The sequence below is a fragment of the Anaerococcus vaginimassiliensis genome (genome assembly GCF_900626155.1).
Classification (GTDB): Bacteria; Bacillota; Clostridia; order Tissierellales; family Peptoniphilaceae; genus Anaerococcus; species Anaerococcus vaginimassiliensis.
Map to the genome: position 1 here is coordinate 1,074,834 of NZ_LR130844.1, position 15,053 is coordinate 1,089,886.

The 15,053-nt window shown below is 33.1% G+C and carries 14 protein-coding genes; 10 read left to right on the forward strand and 4 right to left on the reverse strand.

The annotated features are described in order from the left end of the window. Nucleotides 1–224 precede the first annotated feature (224 nt). The gene (locus tag E0D87_RS05385; protein ID WP_004833944.1) at nucleotides 225–1,538 is read right to left on the reverse strand and encodes an NCS2 family permease; all 1,314 of its coding nucleotides are present in this window, start codon (nucleotides 1,536–1,538) and stop codon (nucleotides 225–227) included. Nucleotides 1,539–1,722: 184 nt separating this feature from the next. On the opposite strand from E0D87_RS05385, the gene E0D87_RS05390 reads away from it, so the two are divergent. The 5 genes from E0D87_RS05390 to E0D87_RS05410 all read left to right on the forward strand — a co-directional run bounded on the left by E0D87_RS05390 (nucleotide 1,723) and on the right by E0D87_RS05410 (nucleotide 7,015). Then, nucleotides 1,723–2,967, forward strand: a complete 1,245-nt coding sequence (locus E0D87_RS05390; protein WP_130819640.1) for a hemolysin family protein — start codon at nucleotides 1,723–1,725, stop codon at nucleotides 2,965–2,967. A 9-nt stretch (nucleotides 2,968–2,976) separates the two neighbouring features. After that, nucleotides 2,977–4,629: a putative manganese-dependent inorganic diphosphatase gene (locus tag E0D87_RS05395; RefSeq protein ID WP_130819641.1), complete on the forward strand. Its 1,653-nt coding sequence runs from the start codon at nucleotides 2,977–2,979 to the stop codon at nucleotides 4,627–4,629. A gap of 73 nt (nucleotides 4,630–4,702) precedes the next feature. Continuing rightward, a complete protein-coding gene (locus tag E0D87_RS05400; protein WP_130819642.1) occupies nucleotides 4,703–5,218 on the forward strand; it encodes an NUDIX hydrolase in 516 nt (171 codons plus the stop codon). 164 nt (nucleotides 5,219–5,382) lie between these two features. Next, on the forward strand, nucleotides 5,383–5,682 hold the full coding sequence (locus tag E0D87_RS05405) for a hypothetical protein (protein WP_130819643.1): 300 nt from the start codon (nucleotides 5,383–5,385) through the stop codon (nucleotides 5,680–5,682). 103 nt (nucleotides 5,683–5,785) lie between these two features. Then, nucleotides 5,786–7,015 (forward strand): dicarboxylate/amino acid:cation symporter, encoded by a 1,230-nt coding sequence (locus tag E0D87_RS05410; RefSeq protein WP_130819644.1) that lies wholly within the window; start codon nucleotides 5,786–5,788, stop codon nucleotides 7,013–7,015. A 62-nt stretch (nucleotides 7,016–7,077) separates the two neighbouring features. Here the strand turns inward: E0D87_RS05410 and E0D87_RS05415 are convergent, their stop codons facing one another. Beyond that, nucleotides 7,078–7,305: a DUF1858 domain-containing protein gene (locus E0D87_RS05415; protein WP_004833946.1), complete on the reverse strand. Its 228-nt coding sequence runs from the start codon at nucleotides 7,303–7,305 to the stop codon at nucleotides 7,078–7,080. Between the two features lie 88 nt (nucleotides 7,306–7,393). On the opposite strand from E0D87_RS05415, the gene E0D87_RS05420 reads away from it, so the two are divergent. From E0D87_RS05420 to E0D87_RS05435, 4 genes are all read left to right on the forward strand, one after another. Further along, on the forward strand, nucleotides 7,394–7,726 hold the full coding sequence (locus E0D87_RS05420) for a hypothetical protein (protein WP_130819645.1): 333 nt from the start codon (nucleotides 7,394–7,396) through the stop codon (nucleotides 7,724–7,726). A gap of 73 nt (nucleotides 7,727–7,799) precedes the next feature. Then, nucleotides 7,800–9,650: a molecular chaperone HtpG gene (gene htpG, locus E0D87_RS05425; RefSeq protein ID WP_130819646.1), complete on the forward strand. Its 1,851-nt coding sequence runs from the start codon at nucleotides 7,800–7,802 to the stop codon at nucleotides 9,648–9,650. Nucleotides 9,651–9,884: 234 nt separating this feature from the next. After that, on the forward strand, nucleotides 9,885–10,121 hold the full coding sequence (locus tag E0D87_RS05430) for a Veg family protein (protein WP_004833901.1): 237 nt from the start codon (nucleotides 9,885–9,887) through the stop codon (nucleotides 10,119–10,121). Between the two features lie 56 nt (nucleotides 10,122–10,177). Further along, on the forward strand, nucleotides 10,178–11,014 hold the full coding sequence (locus E0D87_RS05435; RefSeq protein WP_004833931.1) for a PHP domain-containing protein: 837 nt from the start codon (nucleotides 10,178–10,180) through the stop codon (nucleotides 11,012–11,014). Nucleotides 11,015–11,106: 92 nt separating this feature from the next. Here E0D87_RS05435 and E0D87_RS05440 read toward each other — a convergent pair whose 3' ends face one another. Next, nucleotides 11,107–12,447, reverse strand: coding sequence for an MATE family efflux transporter (locus E0D87_RS05440; protein ID WP_130819647.1), 1,341 nt, complete (start codon nucleotides 12,445–12,447; stop codon nucleotides 11,107–11,109). A 13-nt stretch (nucleotides 12,448–12,460) separates the two neighbouring features. After that, nucleotides 12,461–13,213 carry a PfkB family carbohydrate kinase gene (locus E0D87_RS05445; RefSeq protein ID WP_004833908.1) on the reverse strand — a complete coding sequence of 251 codons (753 nt, stop codon included), beginning with the start codon at nucleotides 13,211–13,213 and terminating at the stop codon, nucleotides 12,461–12,463. A 92-nt stretch (nucleotides 13,214–13,305) separates the two neighbouring features. Here E0D87_RS05445 and cls point away from each other — a divergent pair, with 92 nt between their 5' ends. Beyond that, nucleotides 13,306–14,898 (forward strand): cardiolipin synthase, encoded by a 1,593-nt coding sequence (gene cls, locus E0D87_RS05450; protein ID WP_050812111.1) that lies wholly within the window; start codon nucleotides 13,306–13,308, stop codon nucleotides 14,896–14,898. Nucleotides 14,899–15,053: the final 155 nt, after the last annotated feature.

Genomic DNA, 15,053 nt, shown 5'->3' on the forward strand with positions numbered 1-15,053 from the left:
ACATCTTTAGATACATACATATCCTATCCCTGTAAGGTGGGAAGACCCGCAGGCTACTTTTAATTCACCTTTGATCTAATAGATCCATTCACAAATTATCCGCCGAAAATTTGCATCAACCATTTTCTTTCTGTAGACTAAATAATTTGCTACTACTTCTATTTGCGACTATATTAGTATAAATATAAAACTTTTTTAGTATTTTGTCAAGTTTTATTTTGCCATTAGAATAGTGGCAATAGGTATCTTATGATAAATACGATAGCAAGGCCATATACAACTGGAGAAACTTCCTTGCCCTTACCAGTAAATAGTTTGATAACTGCATAAGAAATCATTCCGAATGAGATACCTTCAGCTATAGAATATGTTAGTGGCATCATTAGAATAGTCATAAATGCAGGAAAAGCTTCTGATATATCTGTAAAATCAATTTCCGCAACGGTTGTTATCATAAATAAACCTACTGTGACAAGAGCAGCTGCTGTTGCTGGTGCTGGAATTATTGAAAATATTGGGAAGAAAAATGCTGCAATCACAAAGCATGCTGCTGTTGAAAGTGCAGTAAGACCTGTTCTTCCACCTTCGGCAACTCCAGAAGATGATTCAACAAAGGTTGTAATTGTACTAGTTCCAAGTATAGCTCCAAAGGTTGTACCTACTGCATCTGACAAAAGAGCCTTGCTTGCTTCTGGAAGATTTCCATCTTCATCAAGCATATTTGCTTTAGTAGCAACACCAGTTAGAGTTCCTAATGTATCAAATAAATCTACAAACAAGAATGAGAACAAAACTGAAAACATTTCAAGTGAGAATATATTTGAAAAATCAAGTTTAAAAAACACTGGTTTAATAGATGGTGGTAGGGAAACAACGTGAGAATCAGGGAAATGTGTAACACCCAAGATTAGGGAAAGAACAGTTGAAACTAATATTCCCCACAACAAGGCTCCCTTAACGTTTCTAGCTGTTAGAACAACCATTATAATAAGTGCAAAAAAGAATATGAAACCATTAGCATTGGTTAGCTCACCTAAGGATAGGGAAATATCGCCAGGAGTGATTATTCCTGTATTTAATAGTCCGATTTCTGCTATGAAAAGTCCAATACCAACTGAAACTGCTTTTTTCAAATTGACTGGGATAGAATTAAATATTGCTTCCCTAACGCCAAAAAAGGATAAAAGTAAGAATAAAATACCTTCTAAAAATACTGCAGTAAGTGCGAATTGCCAAGATTTACCCATTTGCATAACGACTGTATATGTGAAAAATGCATTAAGCCCCATACCAGCTGATAGACCAAATGGAAGATTGGCATAAAATGCCATAAGTAGCATAGCGATAACACTTGCAAGTATTGTTCCTGTAAATACAGCTCCGTAATCCATGCCTGCTTCTGATAGGATTTGAGGATTGACTGCTAGAATATATGACATAGTCATAAAGGTTGTAATACCTGCCATTATCTCTGTTTTAACATCTGTACCATGCTTTTTTAATTTAAAAGCTTTTTCGAAAAACGAATTTTCTGCCATTTTTTCCTCCCTTTTTTATGATACATTTTCATTATATACTAAAACTACCTAAAAGCTAGATAGAAAGATATAGATTTATAATAATAAAGTTATTTGCATATAAGAAAATCATTAGCCTCTAAACTTATATTTTTAGGCTTTTAATTTATTGAAATCTACATTATAATAGAGTAAGGAGGAAGTTTTGACGAGTAAAAATATCATACAACTAATTCTGATTATAATGGGAGTATTGTGTTCTGCATTTTTCTCATCATCAGAAACAGCTTTGACTAGTATAAATACCTTCAAGGTAAGACAAATGGAAAAAAACGGGGTGAAAAACTCCCACATTCTTAAAAAACTTGTTGGAAATATCAACAAGGTTCTAACGACAATTCTAATTGGAAATAACATAGTAAACATTGTAACTACAACTATTGCGACTATTTTCTTTACTGATGTATTCGGTCCAAAGGGAGCAGTTATCTCTCCTATTGTACTTACAATCGTAGTTTTAATCTTTGGTGAAGTTACTCCTAAAAATATAGCGACAGCTAGCAGTGAGAGTCTGGCTCTTAAAGTTAGTAAACCGATAAGGTTTTTCAATGTTATTTTTACACCACTTTCTTATGTCTTGGGACTTATTACAGGTGCTATTTCTAAACTTTTCATAAATGAAAATGTTGATAATGACTTGGTTACAGAAGAAGATCTAAAAACTATAGTAGACGTATCTGAAGAGCAGGGAGTTATAAATAACGAAGAAAGCGAAATGATTAACAATGTTTTCGAGTTTGGAAACTCCGATGTATCTGACATAATGACAGCAAGAACAAATATGGAGGCCATAGCTTGCGATATGCCAAAAGATGAGTTAAAAGATTTCCTAAAGAAATCCAACCACTCAAGAATTCCGGTATATGGAAAAAATATCGACAATATATTAGGGATCCTTCATATGAAAGATTTGGTTAGCCATATGGTAGAAGATAGGGAATTAAAGCTTGTAGATGTGATTAGGCCTGCCTTTTATGTTTATGATAATATGCATATATTTGACTTGTTTACTACTATGAGATCAGAAAATCTCTCCCTTGCTATTGTTATAGACGAGTATGGTGGAACGAGTGGTCTTGTGACTATTGAAGATATTGTTGAAGAGCTCGTAGGAGAAATCGACGATGAGTATGACTCAGCCTATGAGACTATCTATAAGATTAATGATAAGGAATATTTGGTAAATCCTTCGATTCACTTAAATGACTTTAATGATTATTTTGATACTGACCTAGAGGAGATTAAAAACGATTCAATTGGTGGTTTTGTCATAGATAAGCTTTCAAGAATCCCAAAACAGGGTGATAGTATAACAGTTTCTAATATAAATATTTCTGTTCTACAAGTTGACAGGTACAAAATAGAGATGCTCAAAGTAAATTTCATATAAGGAGGAAATATGAGAGAAGTAGTTTATATTACTGGTCACAAGAATCCCGACACTGATTCTATTATGAGTGCCATAGCCTATGCTGATCTTAAAAATAGGCTGGGAGAAGTTAGGGCAATTCCAATTAGACTTGGGAAGTTAAATCCAGAAAGTAGATTTGTCCTAGATTATTTTGGAGTAGAAGCTCCTAAGATAAAAGAATCCATGCAGCTTCAAGTTAAAGATCTAGATATTGATACAGGAAATATCATAGATCCATCAATTGCTATAAGAAATGCTTGGGATATCTTCCAAAAAGGAGAAGCTCATTCCTTATCAGTTGTAGATGCTGACGGAAAGATAGTAGGAATTGCATCTTTGTCTAACATAACTCGTGCCTATATGGACGTGTGGGATGACAAGATATTAGGTAGAAGCAAGACTCCAATAGACAATATCATAGATGTACTTGCAGCTCACATCATCAATTTACCAGATAATCCTAGGTCCTATAATGGCAAGATGACAGTCTTTGCTATGAACGAAGGTGAGGAAAACAACCTAGAGGATGTAATCATTGAAGGTGATATAGTTATTTCTGGAAATAGGGATGATTATTATGAATTTTTGATAAAACAAAAGGTTGGGCTAATTATTCTAACTCATGGGGCGGTTATGAATGAAGAAATGGTAAAGCTTGCTAGAGAAAATAATGTGACTGTTTTATCAACTGAGTACAATTCCTTCATGACAGCTAGACTTTTGCCAATGACTATTCCAATAAGCCACGTTATGACAACTGACAACCTAGTGTACTTTACAACTGAAGATAACCTAGACCAAGTAAGAGATGCGATGGCAAAATCAAGGTTTAGATCATATCCTGTTGTAGATTCGTCAGAAAGAATAGTAGGGTCAGTTTCTAGATACCATCTTATTTCTTCTGAGAAGAAAAAGCTCATCCTAGTAGATCACAACGAGAGAAATCAATCTATAGATGATATAGAAGAAGCAGAAATCCAAGAGATAATCGACCACCACAGGGTTGCAAACATTCTAACAACAGGACCAGTATTCTTTAGGGCAGAACCTGTAGGATCAACTGCTACAATAATTTCTGAAATGTATTTGGAAAGTGGTATTAGACCAAGCAAGAAAATTGCAGGCATACTATGTGCAGCTATAATATCAGATACTCTTCTATTTAGATCACCTACAACAACAGAGACAGATAAGAGAATCCTAGATAGAATGAGCAAGATTGCTGACCTTAACCCAGAAGAATTTGCTGATAAGATGTTTAGAGCAGCCACATCTCTAAAGGGTAAATCTGCGACAGACCTTGTCGAAGGCGATGTAAAAACTTTTAATATCGGTGGAGAAGACTTTAGAGTAGGTCAAGTTATGACTATGAATCCAGAAGAGCTAATCCCTATAATGGATGAACTAAAAGATCTTATGGATAAAAAAATAAAGGCTAAAAATGAATCTACTTTCGTTTTAGTTCTAACAGATATATTTAACCAAAGAAGTGAGCTTTTAGTAGTGGGTGATCACTTTGACTCTATCAGAGAAGAATTTGGTGAGATAACTGAAAGAGGAACTATAAATGCACCAGGAGTTTTAAGCCGTAAAAAACAAGTAATACCAAAACTAACAGCTGCAATAATGGCTGATAAGTAAAATTTATCCTAGAATTTTCCTAAATAATTTAATAAGGGAAATTCTAGGATTTTTTATTATAAAGGAGTAGACCATGGAAATATTAGACTTATATGATGAAAACAGGATAAAAACAGGAAAAACTTACATAAGAGGAAGCAAGATGCCAGAAAATACCTACAGGCAAATTGTCCACATTGCCATATTTGATGATAAGGATAGGATGCTTATCCAACAAAGACAAAGCACAAAAACTATGGCAAATCTGTGGGATGTATCTTGTGGTGGAGCAAGTAAGGCTGGAGAAAGCTCAAAAGAAGCTATAGGTAGAGAAGTAAGTGAAGAACTGGGGCTAGCAATTAACTTTACAAACATAAGACCCATATTTACTGCAAACTTCAAATATGGTTTTGATGATTTTTATCTAGTTCATGAAAATATTGACATCGAGGACTTAGTTCTCCAAGAAGATGAAGTCCAAGATGCAAGCTGGGCAAGTGAAGATCAAGTCCTAAAGCTTTTGGATGAGGGAAAGTTTGTAAAATACAAGAGAAATTTCATAAAATTAGTATTTGACCTTGCCAAAGATTATAGAATAGTAGAGATTTAAAAAATAAAATCAAAATAATATCTAAATTTAATTTATAAGATAAGCAAATATCTAACGACGAAATTATCCTAGGACTTCCTCAAAGATTAGGCTATAAGTTTATTAATTGGCTAGCTAATGGCAACAAATACCTAGCTGGAAGTAGGGTTAAGGTTACAGATGAAATGATATTTACTGCTATTTGGGAAAAAATTACAATCCCTAAAGCTGACGCATCAGGTGATAATAACGATACTACGAAACCAATTGACAAGGATAAATCTGATAATAAGGATAAATCTAACAAAAATATTAACAAAGAAGATAATAATAGCAAGATAGTAGCTAAAAATATTAATGAAAATAATGCTACTGATAAATCTAACAAGAAAAATCCAAAAACAGGTATAACATCTATACTTGCCGAAGTTAACGCTCTTGTAGCTCTTATGTTTGGATACAAAAATCTAAAGAAAAAAGACTGAAAAATAGCCAACCTACATGATTAGTGTGGGTTGGCTTTTGTGCAAATTATTTGTAATCTTATTCAACTTTATGATATATTAATAATAGGATAAGGAGGAGCTTATGACAGAAAATAAAAAGGTCAAAAAATCAAAGTTAACCCGTAATATTTTTATTGCCCTTATTTCGGCGATTGTACTTGGACTACTCTTGCAGAGTCAATCGGAAATTTTAAACCTATACATAAAACCGATTGGTGATATTTTCCTAAATCTAATCAAGTTCATAGTAACACCAATTGTATTTTTCTCTATAATTGGCGGAATCGTTTCTATGAGAGATATCAAAAAAGTTGGAGAAGTTGGTGTATTTACCATAATTTATTATTTCTTTACAACTGCCTTTGCTATCGTGATTGGATTAGGATTTGGTAATATTTTCAAAGGGATCTTCCCAGTTATTGGAACAAGCAATCTAGAGTTTGAAGTACAAGATAAGGTATCATTTATGGATACTATCGTAAATATCTTCCCTAAAAACTTCCTTGCACCAATGTATGAGGCAAACATGCTTCAAATTATAGTGGGAGCTATAATTGTAGGATTCTCAATCCTTGTTATTGATAAATTAAAACAAGAAAAGGCCATCGGTGCTGTAGAAATTTTAAATGAAATATTTATGAAGGCTATGGAGCTTATCTTAAGACTTTCACCTATTGGTGTATTTTGCTTACTAATTCCAGTTATAGCTGAGAATGGTCCTATGATTATTGGATCTTTGGCATCAGTTTTACTTGTAGCTTACCTTGCATATCTAGTGCATGGACTTGTTGTTTACTCATTTACTATAAAAACTTTAGGACACCTAAATCCAATAGAGTTTTTTAAGGGAATGCTTCCTGCAATCATGTTTGCATTTTCTTCTGCATCATCAGTTGGTACTCTTCCAATCAATATGAAATGTTGTGAGGAATTGGGAGCAAACAAGGACGTTACAAGTTTTGTTCTTCCTTTGGGAGCTACTATAAATATGGACGGAACTGCAATCTATCAAGGTGTATGTGCAATCTTTATTGCATCTTGTTATGGAATAGATTTAACCCTTGGACAAATGGTAACTATAGTTCTAACTGCAACACTTGCATCAATAGGTACAGCAGGAGTTCCAGGATCTGGAATGATAATGCTTGCTATGGTTTTACAATCAGTAAACCTTCCTGTAGAAGGAATAGCTCTTGTAGCTGGAATCGATAGAATATTTGATATGGGTAGAACAACCCTAAACATAACAGGAGATGCAACAGCTGCAATCATCAACAGCAATAGACTTAGAAAAAAAGGAAAGATAGCATAAAAAAAGAATTCCCCAAAAATGGGGAATCTTTTTTATTGAAAAACTTCCAAAAGGATAGTTTATTATTTATTTAATTCAGTTAGTAGGTATTCGCAGTCCATACCGTGAACCATACAAGCCTCTTCAAGAGTTTCGTAAAGTGATGATGGACAAGCAATACAACCCATTCCTGCCATCAAAAGTGTGTTGATAGCTTCTGGTTTTATTTGAATTATTTCGCCTATAATCATATCGCGAGTGATCTTAGCATCACCAGTTTTTTCAGTTGTTTTGTTTTCTTCTAAAGCCATATATAGCCCTCCTTGTAGATATTATTTTACTATAAAAATTTTCATAATCAAAGTGTTTTACTAGGGTATGATTAAAGAAGGAGGATTTATGGAAGAAAGAGAAAAGATAATAAAAGAAATTGAAAAAGAAAGAGAAAATCTTTCAAAGATTCAAGAGCAAATGGACTTTAGGGATGGTGGAGTTTTCATCAGATTATTCTTTGAGTCACTTATTATAGATGCGCTAGTTCTTTTGATATTAAGCTTTACAAGGCTTGAAGATTATAAAAAGATTGGAATTTTGCTAGTAGGGTTTTTACTTATTTTTATCATTCTTGGAATGATTTATAAGAAAAAACTAACGAAAAAGAAAGATAAGCTCATAGAAGAAAGAATTGCTTGCCAAAAGAGAATAGTTAGTCTTAGCAAAAAATTAAACTAAATAATCTATTGAAAAAGACCTACTACTTAGTATAGTATTAGCAGTTGATGACTAAGAGTGCTAAGGAGGAAATATGAAACAAGAATTTAAAGCTGAAGCCAAAAAAGTAATGGATCTTATGATAAATTCTATATACACAAACAAGGAAATTTTCCTAAGAGAGTTAATTTCAAATGCTTCAGACGCACTAGACAAACTATATTATAAGGATTTAAAATCAGACAATTCAACTGACAAGTCTGATTATTATATAGAAATTATTCCAAACAAGGATGAAAGAAGCCTAACAATCCTAGATACAGGTATAGGAATGGATGAAAATGATCTAATAGAAAATCTAGGTACCATTGCCAAATCAGGTACAGAGGCCTTTAGAAAAAGTATAGAAGATTCAGATGTCAAAGATTTAATAGGTCAATTCGGTGTTGGTTTTTATTCTGCATTTATGGTTAGCGATAAAATCCAAGTTCTAACTAAGAAGTTTGGAGATGATAAAGCATATTTGTGGGAATCTGTTAATGCAGAATCTTACGAGATAAGTGAAGCTAATAAGGAAGAAAATGGAACAGAGATAAAACTTTTCCTAAAGGAAAATACAGAAGATGCCAATTATGATGAATATTTAGACCAATTTAGGATCAAGAACCTAGTAGAAAAATATTCTAACTACATCAGATATCCAATCAAAATGCTAGTAACAAAAACTAGAAAAGCAGCAGACTTTACAGATGATGATCCAAAATACGAAGATTATAAGGATTATGATATCCTAAATTCAAATGAACCAATTTGGAAAAAGAATAAAAATGACTTAAAAGATGAGGACTATGTAAACTTCTATAGAGAAAGCCACTATGGTTTTGATGAGCCTTTATCATGGATGCACTTTAATGTTGAAGGCTTGGTAGAATTTAAGGCATTGTTGTACATTCCAAAGAAAGCTCCTTTTGATTTCTACTCAAAAGATTACAAGAAAGGCTTGGAGCTTTATTCTCACGGGGTAAAAATCATGGATAGGTCAGAAGACCTACTTGATGATGCGTTTTCCTTTGTAAAGGGAGTTGTTGATAGTGATGATATTAGCTTAAATATCTCAAGGGAAACTCTCCAACAAGATAGACAAGTTAGGGTTATAGCTAAGCAAATCAACAAGAAAATCAGACAAGGTCTAAAAGATTTACTTAAAAATGATAGGGATAAATACGAATCCTTCTTCAAGGAATTTGGAAATAGCCTCAAAGTTTCAATCTATGAATCATATGGTGCTAATAAGGCTGACTTAGAGGATTTATTATTGTTTTATTCTAAAAAAGAAGATAAACTTATAACTCTAGCAGAATACAAGGATAATATGAAATCAACCGACGAAGAAATCCTATATGCTGTTGGAGATAGCTTAGAAAAAATAAAAGCATCACCAGCTCTAGCTATGGTAGATGATGATAGAGATGTCTTGCTTCTTGATGAAAAACTTGATGAGTTCTTGATTAAAATGCTAAAAGATTATAAGGAAATTCCATTTAAATCAATAAACCAAGAAGAAGATACAAATGAAGAAAAGGATGAAGAAGATACTAAGCTTGTTGACTTTGTAAAAGAAAATACCCCAGATGATGTTGTAGATGTTAGATTTACTGACAAACTAGTAGATATTCCAGCTATGATAAAGCAAAGAGGAGAAGTTTCAATAGAGATGGAAAAAACTCTAAAAGATCAACCTCAAGCCATGGGAATTAAGGCAGACAAGGTTCTTGAAATTAGCAAAAACACCAAGGCATACACAATCCTAAAAGAAAATGTAGGAAAAGATGACGATAAAGCTAAGATGATTACAAATCTTTTGCTAGATCAAGCAAGACTAATGGAAGGACTTGAAATAGAAAATCCTGTTGAATATTCTAAAAATATATGGAAATTAATCTAACTAATAAATAACTAATACGAGCGTAAGTTTATCTTAACTTTCGCTTGTATTTTTTTATATATATTTTTGCTTATAAAATTAATTAAAGCTTGTAATAGAGAGGTTTGGACTAGCTTAAAAAATTCAATAAAATATTTGACAAGGACTTTTACAAGCGTATAATTAATTATTTAATTTGACATTACTTATGATTCATAGTATAATAGTACACATAATGAATGAGAGGATGATTAAATGGCACATAAATCAGTTCAAGATATTAGAGATGAAGTAAGAAGTAATGTGGGTAAGGAAGTTATTCTCAAAGCAGATATGGGAAGAAAAAGGATTAAAACCAAAACTGGCGTGATTGTCAATGCTTTCCCAAGTGTATTTACAGTAAAGGTTAACAATGATTTTGATGTTGAAAGAACAGTATCTTATACATACTCAGATATCTTGACATCAACTGTTAAACTTGTAGCTAATTAAAAACTAACTGTTGCAAAAGCTTGCAGCAGTTCTTTTTTTGTCATAAAGGAATTAATATGAAAAAAATATACGCAGATTTACATTCACACACCAACCACTCAGATGGATTATTAGAAATAGAAGATGTTTTAAAAAGAGCCAAAGATAAGGGTGTCGAGGTCCTTGCTATAACAGATCATGACACGAGCAATCACTTTGGAGAAATCAAGAAAAAGGCAGGAGAAATTGGTATAAAAACCCTAAAGGCTCTAGAAATGAGCTGTTACGATTATGAAGTAGATAAGAAAGTCCACATAGTCGCCCTATTTTTGCCAGAAGAAACTCCTAATATTGATAACTTGTGCAATGATTTTCTAAAAAGAAGAGATAGCAATCACAGGAAATTGATTAAGGATTTAAATAAAAAAGGCTATGATATAAGCTATGCTGATTGCAAGAAATTCTCTCCCTATTCAATTGTTTTTAAGTCAAATATAATACAGGCACTTAAGGAAAAGTATCCAGAGAAAAAAGAAGAGATTACTTTTAGTAAAATCTTTGGATCTATGAAAGATAAGAAGAAAAACCTAGAAATGGGATATATTGATGTAGAAGAAGGGATTAAGGCAATCCTTGCTGATGATGCAATACCCATCATAGCTCACCCTTGCCAATATGAAAACTATCCAGAGATAGAAAAATACGTTGGCTTTGGTCTAAAAGGAATAGAGATTTCTCACTCAAAGATGAAAGAGATTGACTATAAGATAACTAAGGATATAGCTAACAAATACGATCTCTTAGAATCAGGAGGAACGGACTTCCATGATCCAGACAAACACCATTTTGGGGAATTTGGACTAAGCAAAGATGAGTTTGAGAGTTTGTTAGAAAAAGCTAACAAGACTATTTAAAAAGATAATACAGAAAGAAAAAACAAACTAGATGACAAAGACCCATAAATCAGAATTTTGGGATTTATGTCAAAATCTAGCTTGTTTTTTCTTTATATTTTCTTGTTAACCCAATCACCTTGGTAGAACCTGTATCTTAGGGTTACAAATCGTGACGTTTGATCTGCAAGGACTCCTGTCCAAATTCCTGCAAGTCCCATTCCTAGGATATGAACAGTAAATAAGGTTACGGCACTTCTTATAAAGGTTACTGAAATTAAGGCAACAGCGAGGGTGTATTTGACATCTCCAGCAGCCCTCAGACAACCTCCATAGATTGTTTGAGATATTTGTAGCAGAACGATTAATGTTAGAAATCTAGCTATGATAAGTCCATACTCAATTATGTGTTGGTCTTTAAAGAAGAGAGCGAATATATTTCTTCCAAATACTATTAATATTATTGAGACAACAACTGATATGATAAATCCTATTTGTTGGCAGACCTTACCATATATCTTGGCACCTTCTTTATCATTTGCTCCAAGTGCATTTCCAGAAAGGGCGATAGCTGCAACTTGCATACCATTACCAAAGGAAAATGTTAAAGATAAGAGATTCATACCTACATTGTGAGCGGCAAATATTTCTGTTCCAAGACCTGCTGCAGTAATGGCTGTTATCATAAATCCTATTCTTGCTGATATGTTTTCAACAAAGATATTAAAACCTAAGTTTGCAATTGATTTGGCAATTGTTTTGCTATAAGCGTATTTTGCTTTGATAATTTCTTTGAAGTTAATGTATGAATCTTTCTTAGTTAAGGATAAAAGACACATAATAGTTGCAACTACAGTTCCAAGCACTGTAGCTATGGCAGCACCTCTTATACCTAAAGCAGGAAATCCTAAGTTTCCGTAGATAAGTAGGTAGTTGAAGGTCATATTTACTATTGAGCTTACTAGGTTTGATACAAAGGCTATTTGAGTATTGCCACAACCTCTGTGAGCTGCATTTATCACCATAGCAAGGGCGTTAAATATCAAACCGCCCATTATTATTTGAAAATATGATATTGAAAGGTCATGAGTTTCTGGATTTGACCCTGCAAATTTCAAAATTGGCGATAAAAATGGCATCATTAGTAAATCAACCAATATTACAAAAAATATAACTATGTATATTGCCGTTATTAGAGTACGGTTAGCCTCTGTCCTATCACCTTCTCCTTGCCTTCTTGCAACCAAGGCTGATACAGCCGCATTTATAGCAAAGAAGAATGATAGTGCAATAAACTTTGGTTGAGTAGTTAGACCGATAGCTGCTACAGCTGATGGTCCCATACCAGATACCATGAAGGTATCTATGATATCTGCTATTGATATGAAGAAAAACTCCAACAGGGCAGGCCATGCTATTGAGATTGATTTCTTCCAATAATCTTTTTTCTGCAAAATCTCCTTCTTTCTAGTCTATAAGTGAGAGATATCTTTCGATATTGATATTTTCATCAGTTGAATATTCTATTACGTCCTTATATATTTTTGAGATGATCTCTACGGTTTTTTTGCAAGCTTCTTCTACAGATTTACCTTCAAGATAATAAATTATAAAGAGTCCATCGAATAAATCTCCAGTTCCTGTAAGTCTTTTAGGAAGTTTCTTAAAAGGAACTTTAAATTCATATCCATCGAATCCTTCTACATAATAATTGTCTCCATCTGAAACAGAAGTAATAAGATATTTTTGTCCATTTTGTTTGAAAGTGTCATAATCTATATCCAAAAACTTAGCTTCTGTAGCGTTTGGAGTTATGATATCAGCAAGCTCTACAAGAGATTTGTAATTGTCTAGGATAGTTTCATCTATAGTTTCATATAAAGAACCATCATCACCCATTATAGGATCAAATAGAACAGTAGTTTCATATGATAAGTTTTTGACATAATCATAGATTATATCTCTTTGCTTGGTATTGTGGATATAACCTATAGAAATAAGGTCAAATTTAAATCCTAAGTCCTCCCAGTTTTTTAGACAATCATCTAAGTAGTCAGTACAATCTAAAACTGCGTTTTTTCCATAGGAAAAGTTATTAGCAATCAAGGCAGTAGGCAAGAAAAATCCCCTGTATTCCTTATAAGAAAGAACAGAGTCCATCATTTTTCCGGCCATCTTACCTAGTGATACAAAGTCATTTATAATAAGTATGTTTTTCATCAATTTTCACCTCACCTTATATCTTATGAATAATAAATCTTATGTCAAATTATATATGTGTAATATCCAAAGGAAAGTGGTATAATTAACCTATGTACAAATTTAATAAAAACATTATTAATAAAATCAATGAAAATAAGTATGTGAAAAAGACCAGAAAGAGTTTGGGAAGTTTGATCTTCTCCCGTGTTGGACTTTTTGTATTTCTAATACTTATACAACTGGGGCTAATGGTCTACTTTTATCATTATCTAAAGGTAGATTCAACTTATCTTGTGGGTGGAGATACAGCATCCAAACTTTTGATTATGCTCATAATTCTTAATATGGAAGAAGTCTCCAATTCTAACAAGCTTTCTTGGTTTTTGCTTATTGCACTTGTTCCAACATTTGGAATCATTGCATTTTTGATGAGTCACTTTTCTATTGGCTATAGGAGGGAGCAAAGAAAAGTTTTAAAGCTAAATAATGATTCCAGAGCCTACACAGATCTTGACGATAAGCTAGAAAAGATGATAAAAAATAGAGAAGAAAGATTTTATCCAATAGCCAAATATTTAGATGATGTTGGCGGATTTCCTACATACAAAGATACATCTTCAACATATTTTAAGGTAGGAGATGATATGTTTGAAGCGATGCTAAAAGACGTAAAAAACGCCAAGGACTTTATCTTCATGGAGTTTTTCATAATAGATTATGGATATATGTGGGGGACTATACTTGAAGAGTTAGTTAAAAAAACTAAAGAGGGAGTAGAAGTTAGACTTTTAATTGATGGATCAAACTTGATTACCAGAGTTAAATCTAATTTCCCAGAGGAGATGGCAAGTCTAGGTATAGAATGTAGGGTGTTTTCTAAGATGTATCCTATAGTATCAACCTATCAAAACAACAGAGACCACAGGAAAGTTATGGTAATAGATGGCAAATGTGCCTATACCGGAGGGATCAATCTTTCTGATGAATACATAAATGTATATGAAAGATTTGGCCACTGGAAAGATTGCGGTGCACGACTAACAGGAAGTGCAGTCAAATCTTTTGCAATTATGTTTTTAAATATGTGGAACTCTATAGATAAAGAGGCGGAAGATTACACACCTTACCTAAAGACTTATCCTCAAACAGAAGGTAAAGGCTTATATATTCCTTTTGCAGACAATCCTTTGGACAATGAAACTATCTCAAAAAATGTCCTTATTGATATAATTAACAAGGCAAAGACCTATGTATATCTTATGAGTCCGTATTTAATAATAGATGAGGAAATTAGAAATGCAATAAAGCTTGCCTCCAAATCAGGCATAGATGTCAGAATCTGCCTACCTCATATACCAGATAAGAAGATTTCTTTTGCCCTAGCCAAAGACCACTACGAAGGAATGCTTGAGGCGGGAGTTAGGATATTTGAATATACACCAGGCTTTGTTCATTCAAAGACTTGGCTTGCCGATGATAGTATTGGCTTTGTTGGAACAATTAACCTTGACTACAGAGCACTTTATCAAAACTTTGAGTGTGGAGTTTTGATGTATGAGTCAAATAGTTTGGTAGAAATTAAAAATGATTTTGACATTTTCTTTGAAATTGCAACTGAAATAAATATGGAAGATGCAAAAAATATATCTAAGGGTGAAAAGCTTCTAGCAAAAATTGCTAAACCATTTTCAGTTTTGATGTAGAATTAAATATGATTTTTAGAACTCCGATATGGAGTTCTTAGAGCGTATACAAAATCTAAAAACGCTTACCCAACTACAGAAATTTAGAAATTCTAAATCTCATAATACTGTAAATCGCAAACTCGCCAATGCTCAAACAGTGCGGTTTACGGACG

Excerpts from the sequence above, each read along its gene's own strand:
- E0D87_RS05385 (WP_004833944.1), bottom strand. The coding sequence starts at position 1,538 with ATGGCAGAAAATTCGTTTTTCGAAAAAGCTTTTAAATTAAAAAAGCAT.
- E0D87_RS05395 (WP_130819641.1), top strand. The coding sequence starts at position 2,977 with ATGAGAGAAGTAGTTTATATTACTGGTCACAAGAATCCCGACACTGAT.
- E0D87_RS05400 (WP_130819642.1), top strand. The coding sequence starts at position 4,703 with ATGGAAATATTAGACTTATATGATGAAAACAGGATAAAAACAGGAAAA.
- E0D87_RS05405 (WP_130819643.1), top strand. The coding sequence starts at position 5,383 with ATGATATTTACTGCTATTTGGGAAAAAATTACAATCCCTAAAGCTGAC.
- E0D87_RS05410 (WP_130819644.1), top strand. The coding sequence starts at position 5,786 with ATGACAGAAAATAAAAAGGTCAAAAAATCAAAGTTAACCCGTAATATT.
- E0D87_RS05415 (WP_004833946.1), bottom strand. The coding sequence starts at position 7,305 with ATGGCTTTAGAAGAAAACAAAACAACTGAAAAAACTGGTGATGCTAAG.
- E0D87_RS05420 (WP_130819645.1), top strand. The coding sequence starts at position 7,394 with ATGGAAGAAAGAGAAAAGATAATAAAAGAAATTGAAAAAGAAAGAGAA.
- htpG (WP_130819646.1), top strand. The coding sequence starts at position 7,800 with ATGAAACAAGAATTTAAAGCTGAAGCCAAAAAAGTAATGGATCTTATG.
- E0D87_RS05430 (WP_004833901.1), top strand. The coding sequence starts at position 9,885 with ATGGCACATAAATCAGTTCAAGATATTAGAGATGAAGTAAGAAGTAAT.
- E0D87_RS05435 (WP_004833931.1), top strand. The coding sequence starts at position 10,178 with ATGAAAAAAATATACGCAGATTTACATTCACACACCAACCACTCAGAT.
- E0D87_RS05445 (WP_004833908.1), bottom strand. The coding sequence starts at position 13,213 with ATGAAAAACATACTTATTATAAATGACTTTGTATCACTAGGTAAGATG.
- cls (WP_050812111.1), top strand. The coding sequence starts at position 13,306 with ATGTACAAATTTAATAAAAACATTATTAATAAAATCAATGAAAATAAG.